The organism is Arsenophonus sp. PmNCSU2021_1 (assembly GCF_036919435.1).
Lineage (GTDB): Bacteria > Pseudomonadota > Gammaproteobacteria > Enterobacterales > Enterobacteriaceae > Arsenophonus > Arsenophonus nilaparvatae.
This window is the reverse complement of record NZ_JAZHPL010000004.1, coordinates 307,596-322,202: the sequence shown is the minus strand read 5'-3', so window position 1 is coordinate 322,202 and position 14,607 is coordinate 307,596. Positions and strand designations below refer to the sequence as shown.

Here is a 14,607-nt window from a genome sequence, read left to right as displayed (position 1 = left end):
AGCATTTACGCTCATTTGTACCACAAAATAATCATAAAAAACAAATAACAATTTGCCAATATCACATTCTAAACGCTATAGTGATGCCGTTGCCCCTAATGGGCAATCGGGATTAACAGCCCGAAGTAAGAGCGGACACCAGCCGCTAAACGCGGTTTTTTTACGTCCCTAGTAAACCTAAGTTGCGTCCGCATTATGGCGGGGCGTAGCAGGGGAGCCGTAAGGCTCGCCGGTTTCTCTTACGCCGGTCTGTTAACCTTGTTACGTCTCGCCACCCTGATTAACAGCAGGGAGTTGAGGATTTTAAAACTGTAAGAGAGGCCGCAATTATGGCTACCATTCAACCGTACGCTAGATTTATTGATACCTACTGGATTATTCCTAGAAATTCCAATACACCTTCTGGCAAAGTCTCATTCACACGTCATGACAGTCGTATATTCAACGTGTTATTCAAGGATGATCGTCTTATCTGGGCTGGACGTAAGCCAGTGATGGAGGGCATAGCATGAGAATCGTTGACGTAAATCAAATAGAACAATTCAGCAATGTATTTCCTGAATTGACAACTACACGAGTTTCGCACAAAACTAATTTGGGTACGCTAATAAAACACGGATTTGCTCAGTAATAGCACTTTTGATTACGTCCCAATTTTGTTGATAAAGGGTTATTTTTTCAGATATACGACGTTTATGTTGTTCAAACCACGCAGAAATAGCGAGAAAAATATGATTTCTTTGCGCTCGGCTCGTGCGAGCCTGACAGCGTTCAATACCACATAGATTTGAGGTATTGACGGGTGGGATTCTCTTTGTTTGTTACTATGTAATCAATACGGCCGTTTTTGGCTGTAAATTTGAAAACGGTTACCCAACCATATCCTCGCAAGTGTATTGACGTTCCTTCTTCTGAGATGTCTAACTTGTTCAGTTGTTTGTTATGGTTAACAATCCTATTTTTCCTCAGCGTGGTTACCCAGATCCAACCATGAGAGCGAATTGATTTCAGGTTATCCAGGCTAGAATACCAAGCATCCATCACTACGGCTTCTGGCATGATCCCTCTTTTTTTAGCAAGAGTGAGCATTTCGGAAAAGTGCGTGTTTTTTGTTTTTCCATCAGAATCTTTATCATAAATAAGATAATTGATAGGAATTGATTCAACCTTCGTCAGATCATGCCAAAGCAAATTAACTAAACCTATGCCAGCAATAACATCATGTTCATTACCTGAATATTGATAATGGACCATCTCTATTTTTTTACTACGTGTTTTGGCAATCAATGTATCATCGGCAATTAGTACGCAAGGGCTTTTTTTGTCTATAGAAGGTTCAACTAATCGCCATAGATCTTTAGGTCTAAAACATCTACTTTTTAGCCATCGGCTAACAGTGTCATGAGATAAAGGCGATGGGCTTACTTCTGATAACGCTAAACCAGAGTATCTTAAACTGCTTACTTGTAAGAATGTTTTATAGATATCTTTAATACATGGATAACCCGACAAAATATGAACACCCTGATTTTTTCTTGTTTTTAAATTTATACTTCTTTTTTGGAGATTCCGAAACTCGTGTATTAGCAACGTTGAGCATTTTATTATCATTAGCAACCGACGTTCCACCAAATTTGAGCACACGCACTGGTTTTTTCCTCCTGAAATTGCGTTAAAAAAACCCGCATCATTTGCTTGGATGCGGGCTTTATGTTCGATTTTGATTTTAGTTATGCGTCAGCCCGCCCCATAACCAATGGTTACGGTAGTGGTAATAATGGTGGTATTGAAGCTGGTCTTACGCATCACTGTCCTAAGTTTCTATTAAAAAATATTTAGCTATATACTGGTTAAAACAATTTTAATGCAAAGTCAAATAATTTGTTCTTTAATTACTAAAACTAATTAAACATATTCATTTCTTTGTTAAGTAACTATTACCAATAGAATACATTTCACTTTAAGCAGATAAAAAAACAAACATAACCGAATAAATGAGAATTTTTATCTATTTACAATCAGCAACGCTTGTATGTTAACAGATAAATAATAATATGAAGCTTGGCGTTTATATTTTTCATATAAATTACATTAGTGCCTATTTTAATTTAAATACAATATTTTATAACACAAAAAATCATATAATTTAAGTAATAATCTTTATAATAGCTTTATTTCGATTTTGACGTGTATCAACAAAAGTCATTTTTTTAGGTGGTAAATAGGCTTTTAGCTGTTATATTGCTGTTAACATAAAATGAGAAAAGAATTGTTTAGTAAATTTCTTTTAGGTTCGGCATAATTGTTTTTTTGTTACAAAAAAATTATATGAACTTTAATGATATTCGCTAAGCTTTCATTAGTATTATAAAACGAAATTAGAGAAAGCATGCTCTTGAAACATTAGTGTGTAAATCTGGTAATTTATATTGTAGAGAGTTAGGTAGCACATATGCAAACCCCACATATTTTGATTGTTGAAGACGAGATTGTCACACGCAATACCTTAAAAAGCATTTTCGAAGCAGAAGGCTATATTGTACATGAAGCTACTGATGGAGCCGAAATGCACAATATTTTATCTGATAATGATATTAACCTGGTCATTATGGATATTAATTTGCCAGGCAAAAATGGTCTGCTACTTGCGCGCGAATTACGTGAACAAGCTCATGTTGCGCTGATGTTTCTTACCGGGCGTGATAATGAAGTTGATAAGATATTAGGATTAGAAATTGGGGCCGATGATTATATAACTAAGCCTTTCAACCCTCGCGAATTAACAATTCGTGCCCGAAATTTACTTTCGCGCACAATGAATCTTTGCGAAATCAGTGGTGAACGCCGCCAGGTAGAAAATTATAAATTTAATGGCTGGGAACTGGATATTAACAGTCGCTCTTTAGTTAGCCCGATTGGTGATCAATATAAATTACCACGTAGTGAATTCAGAGCTATGTTACATTTTTGTGAAAATCCAGGCAAAATTCAAACACGTGCAGAACTATTGAAAAAAATGACCGGACGTGAATTAAAGCCCCACGATAGAACTGTTGATGTGACTATCCGCCGTATTCGTAAACACTTTGAATCGATAGTCGATACACCAGAAATTATTGCCACCATCCATGGTGAAGGTTATCGCTTCTGTGGTGATATTGAAGAATAAATATAACATATTAAACCCCTTTTTTAGGTGTTGGGGGGTTTAATAAATATATTAATGCCATGGCATAATTGGCACAGCACTAATAGCATTTTTAGGCGATCCATCAATTATTTTGTCTGAATAAGTTAAATAAATAAGTGCATTACGTTGTTTATCGTAGAAACGTACTACTTGTAGTTTTTTGAAAATCAATGAAGTACGTTTTTGAAAAACAACTTGCCCCTTTTTATTATTTAATTTAATTTTGTCATCTATAATTATTGGCCCAACCTGTTGACAAGAAATTGCCGAATCAGCAGTATCTTCTGCCAGGCCGAGACCTCCTTTAATACCGCCTGTTTTTGCTCGACTCAGATAACAAGTTATATTATTAATATCCGGATCGTCAAATGCTTCAATAACAATTTTATTATCAGGACCAAAAAGTTTAAATACCGTATCAACCGCACCGATTTCTTCTGCCAATATTGAATTTGGTAGAAAAAATATTATTAAAATAGATAGTAATTTTGACAAATTTCGCATGATATCAATTTTCCTTAATAACACTCATTAAATAATAAAATTATTTTTACATTATTAATATCCATAAAAATAATAAAATAGCTATATAAAGCAATTTAGTATTAAATGGATGTTTATAATAAAGTCTTTATACTATTTATAGGTGATTATTTAAACCAGGTACTTCTATGGATCAAAGCAATATTATCCGCGATTTACTGTATTGGATAGACACACATCTAGATCAGCCGCTATTTCTCGATAACGTCGCAGCTAAAGCTGGTTATTCAAAATGGCATTTACAGCGGATGTTTAAAAACATTACTCAGCAAGCTATTGGCGCTTATATCCGTGCTCGCCGGCTTTCCCGTGCGGCTGTTGCTCTTAGGCTGACTAGTCGGCCAATTCTTGATATTGCACTGCAATACCGTTTTGATTCACAGCAAACCTTTACTCGTGCGTTTAAAAAACAATTTGGCATTACACCAGCTCTCTATCGTCGCAGTGAAGAGTGGTGTGCTACAGGTATGCAACCACCAATCACTCTAGAAGAACAAAAATTACCAAATGTGTCCTTTGTCACACTAGCACCGAAACATTTAATGGGAATAGAACAAACTTGCTCATATATATTAGAAAAATGGTCTACTGCCTGTGCTGAAATGCGCCAACATTTCTGGCAATATTATCAAGATAAAACAAAAATTATACCTAATGAAGTTTATGGATTATATCGTGTCGTGCATAGCTCAGAAAAGGATGATGAACAAACGGTTTCATATATCACTGCAGTCGAACCGCAATATGCTGATAATGAAAATAATTTATACCATTCAGTTATCATCGAAGGCGGTGATTATGCCCGCTTTACTTTTGAAGGAAAACCAACAAAAAGTGATCTAAAACAATTTTTATATATGATTTATGGTGTTTATATGCCTAATCTCAATCTAATCCGTCGCGCGGGACACGATATAGAACATTATCAGCTGAAAGATCCTAATAATCCTGAATGTAACTACAATAATCCAGAAAACCATATGGTCTCATTTGATTATTTTGTGCCGATTAAAAGAACGCCTTCCACCAGCTAAAACGAATTGATTATAATAGTTACTCCCTAATCAAATCCAAGGGAATATTTCCCTTGGCAAAATTATTCTTACATTATTTAATTATTACCAGAGTTAAATTTGCTGTTCATCTAATGCTGGCTCAACTAAATGAGAGATATCCCCTGCGGTTTCTACTACCCAACCATTGGCCAACCAAGGCGTTTCCTGAAAATCTACCTTTGAAATAGAGCAGTTACGTAAACGTAAACGTAAACGTAAACGTAAACGTAAACGCCTTTCAGCGTAAGTCGGCACACCCAGTATGCGATTAAGTCACGAGTTTCGCAATCTCCAAAAAAGAAGTATAAATTTAAAAACAAGAAAAAATCAGGGTGTTCATATTTTGTCGGGTTATCCATGTATTAAAGATATCTATAAAACATTCTTACAAGTAAGCAGTTTAAGATACTCTGGTTTAGCGTTATCAGAAGTAAGCCCATCGCCTTTATCTCATGACACTGTTAGCCGATGGCTAAAAAGTAGATGTTTTAGACCTAAAGACCTATGGCGATTAGTTGAACCTTCTATAGACAAAAAAAGCCCTTGCGTACTAATTGCCGATGATACATTGATTGCCAAAACACGTAGTAAAAAAATAGAGATGCTCCATTATCAATATTCAGGTAATGAACATGATGTTATTGCTGGCATAGGTTTAGTTAATTTGCTTTGGCATGATCTGACGAAGGTTGAATCAATTCCTATCAATTATCGTATTTATGATAAAGATTCTGATGGAAAAACAAAAAACACGCACTTTTCCGAAATGCTCACTCTTGCTAAAAAAAGAGGGATCATGCCAGAAGCGGTAGTGATGGATGCTTGGTATTCTAGCCTGGATAACCTGAAATCAATTCGCTCTCATGGTTGGATCTGGGTAACCACGCTGAGGAAAAATGGGATTGTTAACCATAACAAACAACTGAACAAGTTAGACATCTCAGAAGAAGGAACGTCAATACACTTGCGAGGATATGGTTGGGTAACCGTTTTCAAATTTACAGCCAAAAACGGCCGTATTGATTACATACACGAGTTTCGCAATCTCCAAAAAAGAAGTATAAATTTAAAAACAAGAAAAAATCAGGGTGTTCATATTTTGTCGGGTTATCCATGTATTAAAGATATCTATAAAACATTCTTACAAGTAAGCAGTTTAAGATACTCTGGTTTAGCGTTATCAGAAGTAAGCCCATCGCCTTTATCTCATGACACTGTTAGCCAATGGCTAAAAAGTAGATGTTTTAGACCTAAAGACCTATGGCGATTAGTTGAACCTTCTATAGACAAAAAAAGCCCTTGCGTACTAATTGCCGATGATACATTGATTGCCAAAACACGTAGTAAAAAAATAGAGATGCTCCATTATTGTCACCGATCATGCAAAACTGATCCACTAACGATCATCTAAAACTGATCCACTTGGTATTATTCGCACATTTTTGTACGGATAATTTATGTTAACCAAGGAGATATTTGTGGATATTCATGTTCGCTTTGCACAAGGACAAAGCCTTCGAAAAATTGCCCGTGAATTGGGCATATCCCGTAACACCGTAAAACATCATTTACAACAACAGACAATGCCAACTTATCCTAAAAGAAGTCAACAACCGACTAAATTAGCACCCTTTAAACCTTATTTGCTTCATCGAATTGAACTGGCTAAACCTGATTGGATCCCTGCAACAGTCTTATTTGATGAAGTAGTTGAAAGCGGCTATCAAGGCGGTATTGCTCAATTACGCCGATTTGTTTGTCAATTTAAACCAAGCATTGTTCCCGAAGCTGTCGTCCGTTTTGAAACACAGCCAGGTCAACAAATGCAAATCGACTTCACCAGCATCCGGCGAGGTAAAAAATCACTAAAAGCGTTTGGTGCAACGCTAGGCTATTCGCGTGCGAGTTATGTAAAGTTCTTTGATAATGAACGAGCAGAATCCTGGCAACAAGGTTTACGAGAAGCTTTCGACTATTTTGGTGGTGTACCACACGAAATATTGTGTGATAACGCAAAATCCCTCATCATCGAACGGGATGCTTATGCAGAAGGTGAACATAAATTACATGTCGAAATCCTTCAAATGTCGAAAGATTACGGGTTTAAATTGTGTGCTTGCAAGCCCTACAGGGCAAAAACTAAAGGGAAAGTAGAGCGCTTTAACCACTATTTAAAAAACAGCTTTATCGTACCATTAAATACCGACCTTCGTGCTCATAATCTTGAACTGGATATTGAGATAGCTAATGCAAGAGTGGGGCCCTGGTTACAACGCGTTGCCCATCAGCGGATTCATGGAACAACGTTAGAGAAGCCAGCAGATAGACTAGCTAAGGAAGTTAAGTATCTTCTACCCTTACCAGCAAGGGTTTGCCAATCTATCCCGCAGACTGATACGCTTAATATCCGTATCGTACCGCCCCTTGAATCTGTCAGTTTGCAACACTCAATCAGCGTATACGAAGCATTGCTGGGAGGTGAACATGTTATTACATGAACAAATTGAACACCTGTGTGAGTCATTGAAATTAAATTCTATTCCGACTCATTGGTCATCACTTGCCGAACAATGCATTGCCCAAGACAAAAGCTACGGAGAGTTTTTACTGTCCCTATTAAAATGTGAGCAACAACAACGAGATGAACGAACCCGTAATCTTTTGAGTCGGATGGCAGGATTCCCAGCACATAAAGAACTTAATACGTTCGATTTTAAGTTTGCAACGGGGATCCCCAAACAACACATACAGGAATTAAGCGCATTAACGTTTATTGAACGTAATGAAAATGTCGTGTTGCTTGGCCCAAGCGGTGTAGGCAAAACGCATTTAGCTATTGGGTTAGGATTAAAAGCAGTACAGGCCAAGAAGAAAACCCGCTTTACCACGGCAGCTGAACTGATGTTGCAACTCTCAACTGCCAAACGACAAAATAAGCTCAAACAATATCTATCACGTTCGGTGATGGCCCCGAAATTGTTGATTATCGATGAGATTGGATACCTGCCGTTTGGGCGAGAAGAAGCAAACCTGTTTTTCAATGTGATTGCCAAGCGTTATGAGCATGGCAGTGTCATATTGACGAGTAACTTATCATTTGGGCAATGGCCAAATGCTTTTGCTGATGACGCAACATTAACTGCCGCTATGCTTGATCGTTTACTTCATCATTCGCATGTACTGCAATTAAGCGGTGAAAGCTATCGATTGAAAGATAAGCGGCGCTCAGGAGCAATGACTGAGTAAAAGTGGATCAATTTTGATTGATCGGATTTAGCTAAAAAGTGGATCAGTTTTCGGTGATCGTTGACACATTATCAATATTCAGGTAATGAACATGATGTTATTGCTGGCATAGGTTTAGTTAATTTGCTTTGGCATGATCTGACGAAGGTTGAATCAATTCCTATCAATTATCTTATTTATGATAAAGATTCTGATGGAAAAACAAAAAACACGCACTTTTCCGAAATGCTCACTCTTGCTAAAAAAAGAGGGATCATGCCAGAAGCCCTAGTGATGGATGCTTGGTATTCTAGCCTGGATAACCTGAAATCAATTCGCTCTCATGGTTGGGTCTGGGTAACCACGCTGAGGAAAAATAGGATTGTTAACCATAACAAACAACTGAACAAGTTAGACATCTCAGAAGAAGGAACGTCAATACACTTGCGAGGATATGGTTGGGTAACCGTTTTCAAATTTACAGCCAAAAACGGCCGTATTGATTACATAGTAACAAACAAAGAGAATCCCACCCGTCAATACCTCAAATCTATCATGGATGCCCGTTGGTCTGTTGAAGTTTATCATCGAGAAGTTAAACAAAACTGTGGTATTGAACGCTGTCAGGCTCGCACGAGCCGAGCGCAAAGAAATCATATTTTTCTCGCTATTTCTGCGTGGTTTGAACAACATAAACGTCGTATATCTGAAAAAATAACCCTTTATCAACAAAATTGGGACGTAATCAAAAGTGCTATTACTGAGCAAATCCGTGTTTTATTAGCGTACCCAAATTAGTTTTGTGCGAAACTAGTGTAAGTAATGCTCCTAACCCTATCCCATGACTAACCAATAAAGGTATACTCCCTGCTGGTAAAGAACGACACTTCTCTAGCGCAGTAAACATGCGTTCTGTTATCTCTCCCATAGATTCACCATCGGGAATACGTGCTCCAGGAGAGCCATTAACTAAATTTCGACGCCAACGCTCTTCTTCGTCACTTAACGAACTAATTGCCCGCCCTTCAAGGATCCCCATGTTCAATTCCCTTAACCGTGGCTCAAGAATAATGTTACAATGGCAAGCTTGCGCGATAATTTCTGCCGTTTTCTGCGTGCGCCCTAAGTCGCTGGATATAATGTGAGTGATGCCAATTGATTTCACTCTTTCAGCAACCAATTTAGCTTGTCTAATGCCAACTTCAGTGAGTGGGCTGTCAGATTGTCCCTGAATACAGTGAGCCACGTTCCATTCAGTTTCTCCGTGGCGAACAAGATAGACCTGTAACATAATAATTTTCCGTTATACTTCACAAAATAATATTTTAAAGGATACTAATTAATGTATAAAGTAATCGCAGCAACCGCAAATCCGGCCAAAATAAACGCTATCCATTTAGCATTTGAAGCTGTTTTTGGTGCTGGCAATTATCAAATAGAAAGTATCAATGTTAGTAGTAATGTAGCCCAACAACCAATTGGTAATACGGAAACCCGCAAAGGTGCACGCCAGCGTGTTATGGCTTCACGTCAAGTTCGGCCCGAAGCCGATTTTTGGGTAGGTATTGAAGCTGGGGTTGAAGATGAAATGACTTTTGCCTGGATAACCATTGAACATAAACAAATTCGCGGTGAATCGCGTTCTGCCAGTATTATGTTACCGGAGCAAATTTTGTTTAGTATTCAACAAGGCCGCGAGTTAGGCGATGTGATGGCGAATATCACTGGTATGGCTAATATTAAACACAACGAAGGGGCAATTGGTTTTTTTACCAATGGTTTACTCAGCCGTACCAGTGTCTACCAACAAGCGCTTATTTTAGCATTAGCACCTATCCAACATGAAATTTATAAAGAACTTAATGTGCTACATGACAGCTAGCTCATGTCAGCGTAACCAAATCGTATAAAAAGTGGCTAAAGGTGTACATTTTACAATTTAATAAAAGATGTTTATGGCTTGAGTAACTGCTGTTCCAACCAAACTTTCACCTCTTTAGTCGCACTCTTCAGACTATTAGAACCCCGCGTGATGGTTGCAATTCCGACACCTAACTCACTTTTAAGCTCTCGCTGACTCATTTCACCGTCCATTAATGCCTGAATAATCCGAACTCTAGTCCCCAATGCCACACGTTCATCTGGGGTTAAAAATAATTGTAAAATGGGTTGCTGTAACTCTTGTTGGAAAGCACTACGCAATAATTCGACAAAGCGTTGCCAATCACTATTTTCTTCAGGTTGAAGGGCTGGATCAATAAGATAGTTTTCCATAATATATACCGCCATACTATTTAACTAGTACAATAGCATAACATAAACAGCTCGGTGATGGACATAAAGAGCACTAATAGTTCATCATCCATTCGCTTTTTGTTAATATTTTAACTGAGTTACCGAGAAAATATTGATAAAAAAGATTATAGACAAGTACATTTTTAACATAACGTCGCGTTTCAGAAAATGGGATACTTTCAATAAAAGAGATAACATCTAATTTTCCGTTACTGATTGCTAACCAACGCGCCACTCTGGCAGGTCCAGCATTGTAAGCAGCACAAGCTGATACCCGGTTAAATCCAAATTGCTGAAAAACTGTCTCCAAATATGCGGTACCAAGCTCAATATTTTTTTCTGGATCAATTAACTTACTACTATCGGTATAATCTGCAATGCCATTCAATTTTGCCACTTTTTGTGCTGTCTGTGGCATTAATTGCATCAAACCAATCGCACCCGCAGCAGAACGCACTTGTGGATTCCAACCACTTTCTTGTCTGGCAATCGCCATGGCAAAACTTTTATCAATTTTTTTATCTTTTATGTGCCGTTCAAATTCACGTTCCCAGGCGATAGGAAAACGCTCTGTTAAATGATCCCATAGTTTGGCAATAATTGTCTGCTGTACACTCAAATCAGCCCACCGATGTTCAAATGCATAGCGTGCTAGTTGCTGTTGGCGGATTTTTTTCCGTCTGATAAGCAGATTAATCCATTCAGTGCGGGCTAAATTTTCCTTCTTCCAAAACAACAATTCACCTATTCGCTGTACCTCAGGCAATAAATCGATATCATTTTCAGGTTTAGCGGCAATCGCAATATTTATAGGATACGGAATGTTCAATTTTTGTGCCGCAACCATAGGATAAAATCCGCGCCGTTTCACCAAGTTGAATAATATCTTTTTACCTTGCTTAGGCTTACCTTGAGCGATTAGAGTAATAGCCTGCCAATATTGCCACTCTTCCTTATTTCGGCTTTCTTTAGATAATCGCTTTAACCATTGCGCAAGCGAAACCATATCATTGCTTGCCAGCGCTAAACGCACCCTTCGTTCACGTAAAGAAATTGAAGATGAGTGTTGAATAACAGTATCACGCCACTTAGCTTGTTGTAACGTCACCTCACCGAATAATTGCCAGGCGATATCATCCTTCAATTGCTGCTGTTGTAAAGGGCTCATTTTCTGTGCTTGGATAATAATCGGTATCGCAGCCTTGGCTTTCTCTCCCGACTGGCTGGCAAAGCGGTTAAAAAACAACAATATCACTTGTCGATTAAACGCCGATGGCTTGACCAGGCTGGCAAATTTCACCACTAAAGAGGGATCTTGCTGTAATTTGGCCAAGCGCTGGCCGATAATTTGATCTTTAGTTGGCAACCGATTGACTAGGCTGGTAACCAAAGCAGCATCATTGCTTTTAATAGCTAAAAAAATACGTTGCAAAATCAATTCAGTGGTTAATTGTCCAGCTTGTTGCCAACGGGTAAAAAGCTGTTCGCACGCTTGGGGTAGTAGATAGCCGTGTAACCAAATCTGTTTCGCTCCCTGCCACGCCGCTTGCTTATTACCTGTTTGCCATTTGGCATAGTAATACACGAGTTTCGCACGGGCATATAAAATTCTAGAAATGGCTTCAGAACAATAATTAATCTGTAACTTGCTAAGACGTATAAATTTACTTAAATTACAATAAGTTATTTTTAATTTATGAGATTTTTTCTATTTATATATTATGCTGAATTAAACTTAAAAATAGAGCGTTTTTTTATTGGTGCGAAACTCGTGTAATAATTACAACGAGCAATAATCGGCCTCGGCGGTGAAGGGCTAAAAGCTAGTAAGCTATGCCATTCTTTACGCTGGGCAAGCTGATTGACAAAAAGGGTAGACAACTTTTGATTGAGGGGAAAATGGGGATATTGTTTAATAAAAGTCTCTACTTGCGCTCCAGAAATGGTATTAAGATCTTGCGTCAATCGCCGATATGCCAGATAAGGATAAAGCGGATATTCGGTTAATGTTGGCATCAAACTTGCGACTCGATGATTATCATTAGCATCCCAGGCTTGCTTAATTGCCTGATAACGCTCACGTTGAGCGGCTAATGAATCACCCAGAACATGGAAAGGTAACCAGAGTATTATCAGCAATATTATCTCTGGCCACCATTTCTCGACGCCATTATTTACTCCTGTCTAAGATAACTATATCTATATAAAATATTATTATCCAAAACAAACATAATTACTGAACTAATTTAAGAAAATAAATCATAAAAATATAATTCCTTAGGATTGCAAAATGATTGCCAGTACGCTTGATGAACAATATCCTACATAAAAATTAAACTATTAATATTAGTAAATAGGATCGTGTATAATAACCACTCAGCAACCTACCCGCTTAATTACATGGCTCATTACAATATGAATAAGGTAATCATTTATTTTAATAAAACTTTATGCTAAAGATCTGCAATAAATTTTTGATTAGATCTTATTAATATTATTAATCGTAATTTAGGCAGAGTTTAATTAAGTGCCTGAATATTTTCTTCAAATGAGATAAGCAACCCGTTGATATTTAAAATTATTCAATTAGCTAAAAGGTAGAATAAATTGGCACAGTTCGTCTATTCCATGCATCGAGTGGGAAAAATTGTCCCACCGAAAAGACATATCTTAAAAAATATCTCTCTTAGTTTCTTTCCAGGTGCCAAAATTGGTGTTCTTGGCCTTAATGGAGCGGGTAAATCAACATTACTTCGTATTATGGCTGGTATCGATACTGAAATTGAAGGTGAGGCACGCCCCAATCCAGGGATCAAAATTGGCTATCTCTCCCAGGAACCAAAACTTAATCCTGATCATACCGTACGTGAAGCAGTCGAAGAGGCAGTTAGTGAAATAAAAAATGCTCTTACTCGCCTTGATGAAGTCTATGCGGCCTATGCTGAACCTGATGCTGACTTCGATAAACTGGCAAAAGAGCAAGGCCAGTTAGAAGCCATTTTGCAATCACATGACGGACACAATTTAGATAACCAGTTGGAACGTGCAGCCGATGCATTACGCCTGCCAGCCTGGGAAACAAAAATAGAACAACTTTCAGGTGGAGAGCGGCGTCGGGTAGCTATTTGTCGTTTACTGCTGGAAAAACCCGATATGCTATTACTTGATGAACCAACTAACCATTTGGATGCAGAATCCGTCGCCTGGTTAGAACGGTTTTTACATGATTACGAAGGCACTGTTGTTGCTATCACTCACGATCGCTACTTCTTAGATAACGTGGCAGGTTGGATCCTGGAACTTGATCGCGGAGAGGGTATTCCATGGGAAGGTAATTATTCCTCTTGGTTAGAACAAAAAGAGACTCGCTTAGCACAAGAGGCTTCCAACGAAGCGGCTCGCCGCAAATCGATCGAAAAAGAACTTGAGTGGATCCGACAAAATCCTAAAGGCCGGCAAGCAAAAGGAAAAGCCCGTTTAGCCCGTTTTGAAGAGTTAAACAGTGTTGACTATCAAAAACGTAATGAAACCAGCGAGCTATTCATTCCGCCAGGGCCTCGTCTAGGAGACAAAGTTTTAACGGTTGAAAATCTCAATAAATCCTATGGTGATCGGGTTTTAATTGATAACCTTAGTTTCTCGATCCCTAAAGGGGCTATCGTGGGTATTATCGGCCCAAATGGCGCGGGAAAATCAACCCTTTTTCGCATGATTTCAGGTCAAGAACAACCTGACTCTGGCACAATAACCTTAGGTGAAACCGTTAAAGTTGCCTCAGTTGAACAATTTCGTGACACCATGGACAATAATAAAACCGTGTGGGAAGAGGTTTCCGGCGGACAAGATATTATGCGTATCGGTAATTTCGAAATTCCAAGTAGAGCTTACGTCGGACGCTTTAATTTCAAAGGAGTTGATCAGGGTAAGCGAGTTGGAGAACTATCTGGTGGTGAACGTGGCCGTTTACACTTGGCAAAACTACTTCAGGTTGGTGGTAATATGCTACTACTGGATGAGCCAACTAACGATTTGGATGTCGAAACATTACGCGCGTTAGAAAACGCATTACTGGAATTTCCTGGCAGTGCATTAGTTATTTCCCACGATCGCTGGTTTCTTGACCGTATTGCCACTCATATTATTGATTATCAAGATGAAGGAAAAATCACTTTCTTTGAAGGTAATTTTAGTGAATATGAAGATTATAAAAAACGGACATTGGGCGCTGATGCGCTAGAACCTCATCGCATCAAATATAAAAAGATGAGCAAATAAATAGGCCAAATAAAATAAGGCTTG

The 14,607-nt window shown here is 38.3% G+C and carries 13 protein-coding genes, 6 pseudogenes and 1 other annotated feature; of the genes and pseudogenes, 12 read left to right on the top strand and 7 right to left on the bottom strand.

Annotated elements, in window-relative coordinates; all coding sequences use genetic code 11:
• Window positions 1–329 precede the first annotated feature (329 nt).
• Both V3224_RS06180 and V3224_RS06175 read left to right on the top strand, forming a co-directional pair.
• Entirely contained in the window at window positions 330–512 is a 183-nt protein-coding gene (locus V3224_RS06180; protein ID WP_334469335.1) for a hypothetical protein, read from the top strand.
• Complete coding sequence (locus V3224_RS06175; RefSeq protein WP_334469333.1) at window positions 509–631, top strand: hypothetical protein; 123 nt, start codon at window positions 509–511, stop codon at window positions 629–631. The genes V3224_RS06180 and V3224_RS06175 overlap by 4 nt, the downstream gene beginning before the upstream one ends.
• Here V3224_RS06175 and V3224_RS06170 read toward each other — a convergent pair.
• Window positions 591–1,512 (bottom strand): annotated as a pseudogene (locus tag V3224_RS06170) (IS701 family transposase). The gene V3224_RS06175 and the pseudogene V3224_RS06170 sit on opposite strands and share 41 nt — an antisense overlap.
• A 159-nt stretch (window positions 1,513–1,671) precedes the next feature.
• Window positions 1,672–1,799 (bottom strand) — a sequence feature (Thr leader region).
• Here V3224_RS06170 and V3224_RS06165 point away from each other — a divergent pair.
• Both V3224_RS06165 and arcA read left to right on the top strand, forming a co-directional pair.
• Window positions 1,711–1,839, top strand: coding sequence for a hypothetical protein (locus tag V3224_RS06165; RefSeq protein ID WP_255424661.1), 129 nt, complete (start codon window positions 1,711–1,713; stop codon window positions 1,837–1,839). It overlaps the preceding feature by 89 nt.
• Before the next feature lie 613 nt (window positions 1,840–2,452).
• On the top strand, window positions 2,453–3,169 hold the full coding sequence (arcA, locus tag V3224_RS06160) for a two-component system response regulator ArcA (RefSeq protein ID WP_334469328.1): 717 nt from the start codon (window positions 2,453–2,455) through the stop codon (window positions 3,167–3,169).
• Between the two features lie 51 nt (window positions 3,170–3,220).
• Here arcA and creA read toward each other — a convergent pair whose 3' ends face one another.
• Window positions 3,221–3,694, bottom strand: a complete 474-nt coding sequence (gene creA / locus V3224_RS06155) for a protein CreA (protein WP_334469326.1) — start codon at window positions 3,692–3,694, stop codon at window positions 3,221–3,223.
• A 167-nt stretch (window positions 3,695–3,861) separates the two neighbouring features.
• Between creA and robA the strand changes: the two genes are divergently transcribed.
• Window positions 3,862–4,767, top strand: a complete 906-nt coding sequence (gene robA, locus V3224_RS06150) for an MDR efflux pump AcrAB transcriptional activator RobA (protein ID WP_334469324.1) — start codon at window positions 3,862–3,864, stop codon at window positions 4,765–4,767.
• 93 nt (window positions 4,768–4,860) lie between these two features.
• Here robA and V3224_RS06145 read toward each other — a convergent pair.
• Window positions 4,861–5,061: pseudogene (locus tag V3224_RS06145) on the bottom strand (hypothetical protein); the annotation flags it as partial.
• Window positions 5,062–5,131: 70 nt separating this feature from the next.
• Between V3224_RS06145 and V3224_RS29770 the strand changes: the two are divergent.
• The 5 genes and pseudogenes from V3224_RS29770 to V3224_RS06125 form a co-directional block, all read left to right on the top strand.
• Window positions 5,132–5,818, top strand: a pseudogene (locus tag V3224_RS29770) (IS701 family transposase); the annotation flags it as partial.
• Between the two features lie 69 nt (window positions 5,819–5,887).
• Window positions 5,888–6,190 (top strand): annotated as a pseudogene (locus tag V3224_RS29765) (IS701 family transposase); the annotation flags it as partial.
• Between the two features lie 55 nt (window positions 6,191–6,245).
• Window positions 6,246–7,286 carry an IS21 family transposase gene (gene istA, locus V3224_RS06135; RefSeq protein ID WP_334469320.1) on the top strand — a complete coding sequence of 347 codons (1,041 nt, stop codon included), beginning with the start codon at window positions 6,246–6,248 and terminating at the stop codon, window positions 7,284–7,286.
• Window positions 7,273–8,034, top strand: coding sequence for an IS21-like element helper ATPase IstB (gene istB, locus V3224_RS06130; RefSeq protein ID WP_334467780.1), 762 nt, complete (start codon window positions 7,273–7,275; stop codon window positions 8,032–8,034). The genes istA and istB overlap by 14 nt, the downstream gene beginning before the upstream one ends.
• Window positions 8,035–8,094: 60 nt before the next feature.
• A pseudogene (locus tag V3224_RS06125) lies at window positions 8,095–8,811 on the top strand (IS701 family transposase); the annotation flags it as partial.
• Between the two features lie 10 nt (window positions 8,812–8,821).
• Here the strand turns inward: V3224_RS06125 and gpmB are convergent.
• Window positions 8,822–9,304 (bottom strand): annotated as a pseudogene (gene gpmB, locus V3224_RS06120) (2,3-diphosphoglycerate-dependent phosphoglycerate mutase GpmB); the annotation flags it as partial.
• A 51-nt stretch (window positions 9,305–9,355) separates the two neighbouring features.
• Here gpmB and yjjX point away from each other — a divergent pair.
• A complete protein-coding gene (yjjX, locus tag V3224_RS06115) occupies window positions 9,356–9,895 on the top strand; it encodes an inosine/xanthosine triphosphatase (RefSeq protein ID WP_334469317.1) in 540 nt (179 codons plus the stop codon).
• A 71-nt stretch (window positions 9,896–9,966) separates the two neighbouring features.
• On the opposite strand, the gene trpR is transcribed toward yjjX, so the two are convergent.
• The 3 genes from trpR to V3224_RS06100 all read right to left on the bottom strand — a co-directional run bounded on the left by trpR (window position 9,967) and on the right by V3224_RS06100 (window position 12,447).
• Window positions 9,967–10,287, bottom strand: coding sequence for a trp operon repressor (gene trpR, locus V3224_RS06110; RefSeq protein WP_409013907.1), 321 nt, complete (start codon window positions 10,285–10,287; stop codon window positions 9,967–9,969).
• 73 nt (window positions 10,288–10,360) lie between these two features.
• Window positions 10,361–11,893, bottom strand: coding sequence for a murein transglycosylase (sltY, locus tag V3224_RS06105; RefSeq protein WP_334469315.1), 1,533 nt, complete (start codon window positions 11,891–11,893; stop codon window positions 10,361–10,363).
• A gap of 134 nt (window positions 11,894–12,027) precedes the next feature.
• Entirely contained in the window at window positions 12,028–12,447 is a 420-nt protein-coding gene (locus V3224_RS06100) for a hypothetical protein (RefSeq protein ID WP_334469314.1), read from the bottom strand.
• A gap of 468 nt (window positions 12,448–12,915) precedes the next feature.
• On the opposite strand from V3224_RS06100, the gene ettA reads away from it, so the two are divergent.
• Entirely contained in the window at window positions 12,916–14,583 is a 1,668-nt protein-coding gene (ettA, locus tag V3224_RS06095; RefSeq protein WP_334469312.1) for an energy-dependent translational throttle protein EttA, read from the top strand.
• The last annotated feature ends 24 nt before the right edge of the window (window positions 14,584–14,607 follow it).

Coding starts and splice junctions, on each gene's coding strand:
- creA (WP_334469326.1), bottom strand. CDS start 3,694: ATGCGAAATTTGTCAAAATTACTATCTATTTTAATAATATTTTTTCTA.
- istA (WP_334469320.1), top strand. CDS start 6,246: ATGTTAACCAAGGAGATATTTGTGGATATTCATGTTCGCTTTGCACAA.
- robA (WP_334469324.1), top strand. CDS start 3,862: ATGGATCAAAGCAATATTATCCGCGATTTACTGTATTGGATAGACACA.
- V3224_RS06165 (WP_255424661.1), top strand. CDS start 1,711: ATGTTCGATTTTGATTTTAGTTATGCGTCAGCCCGCCCCATAACCAAT.
- arcA (WP_334469328.1), top strand. CDS start 2,453: ATGCAAACCCCACATATTTTGATTGTTGAAGACGAGATTGTCACACGC.
- istB (WP_334467780.1), top strand. CDS start 7,273: ATGTTATTACATGAACAAATTGAACACCTGTGTGAGTCATTGAAATTA.
- V3224_RS06180 (WP_334469335.1), top strand. CDS start 330: ATGGCTACCATTCAACCGTACGCTAGATTTATTGATACCTACTGGATT.
- yjjX (WP_334469317.1), top strand. CDS start 9,356: ATGTATAAAGTAATCGCAGCAACCGCAAATCCGGCCAAAATAAACGCT.
- V3224_RS06175 (WP_334469333.1), top strand. CDS start 509: ATGAGAATCGTTGACGTAAATCAAATAGAACAATTCAGCAATGTATTT.
- trpR (WP_409013907.1), bottom strand. CDS start 10,287: ATGGAAAACTATCTTATTGATCCAGCCCTTCAACCTGAAGAAAATAGT.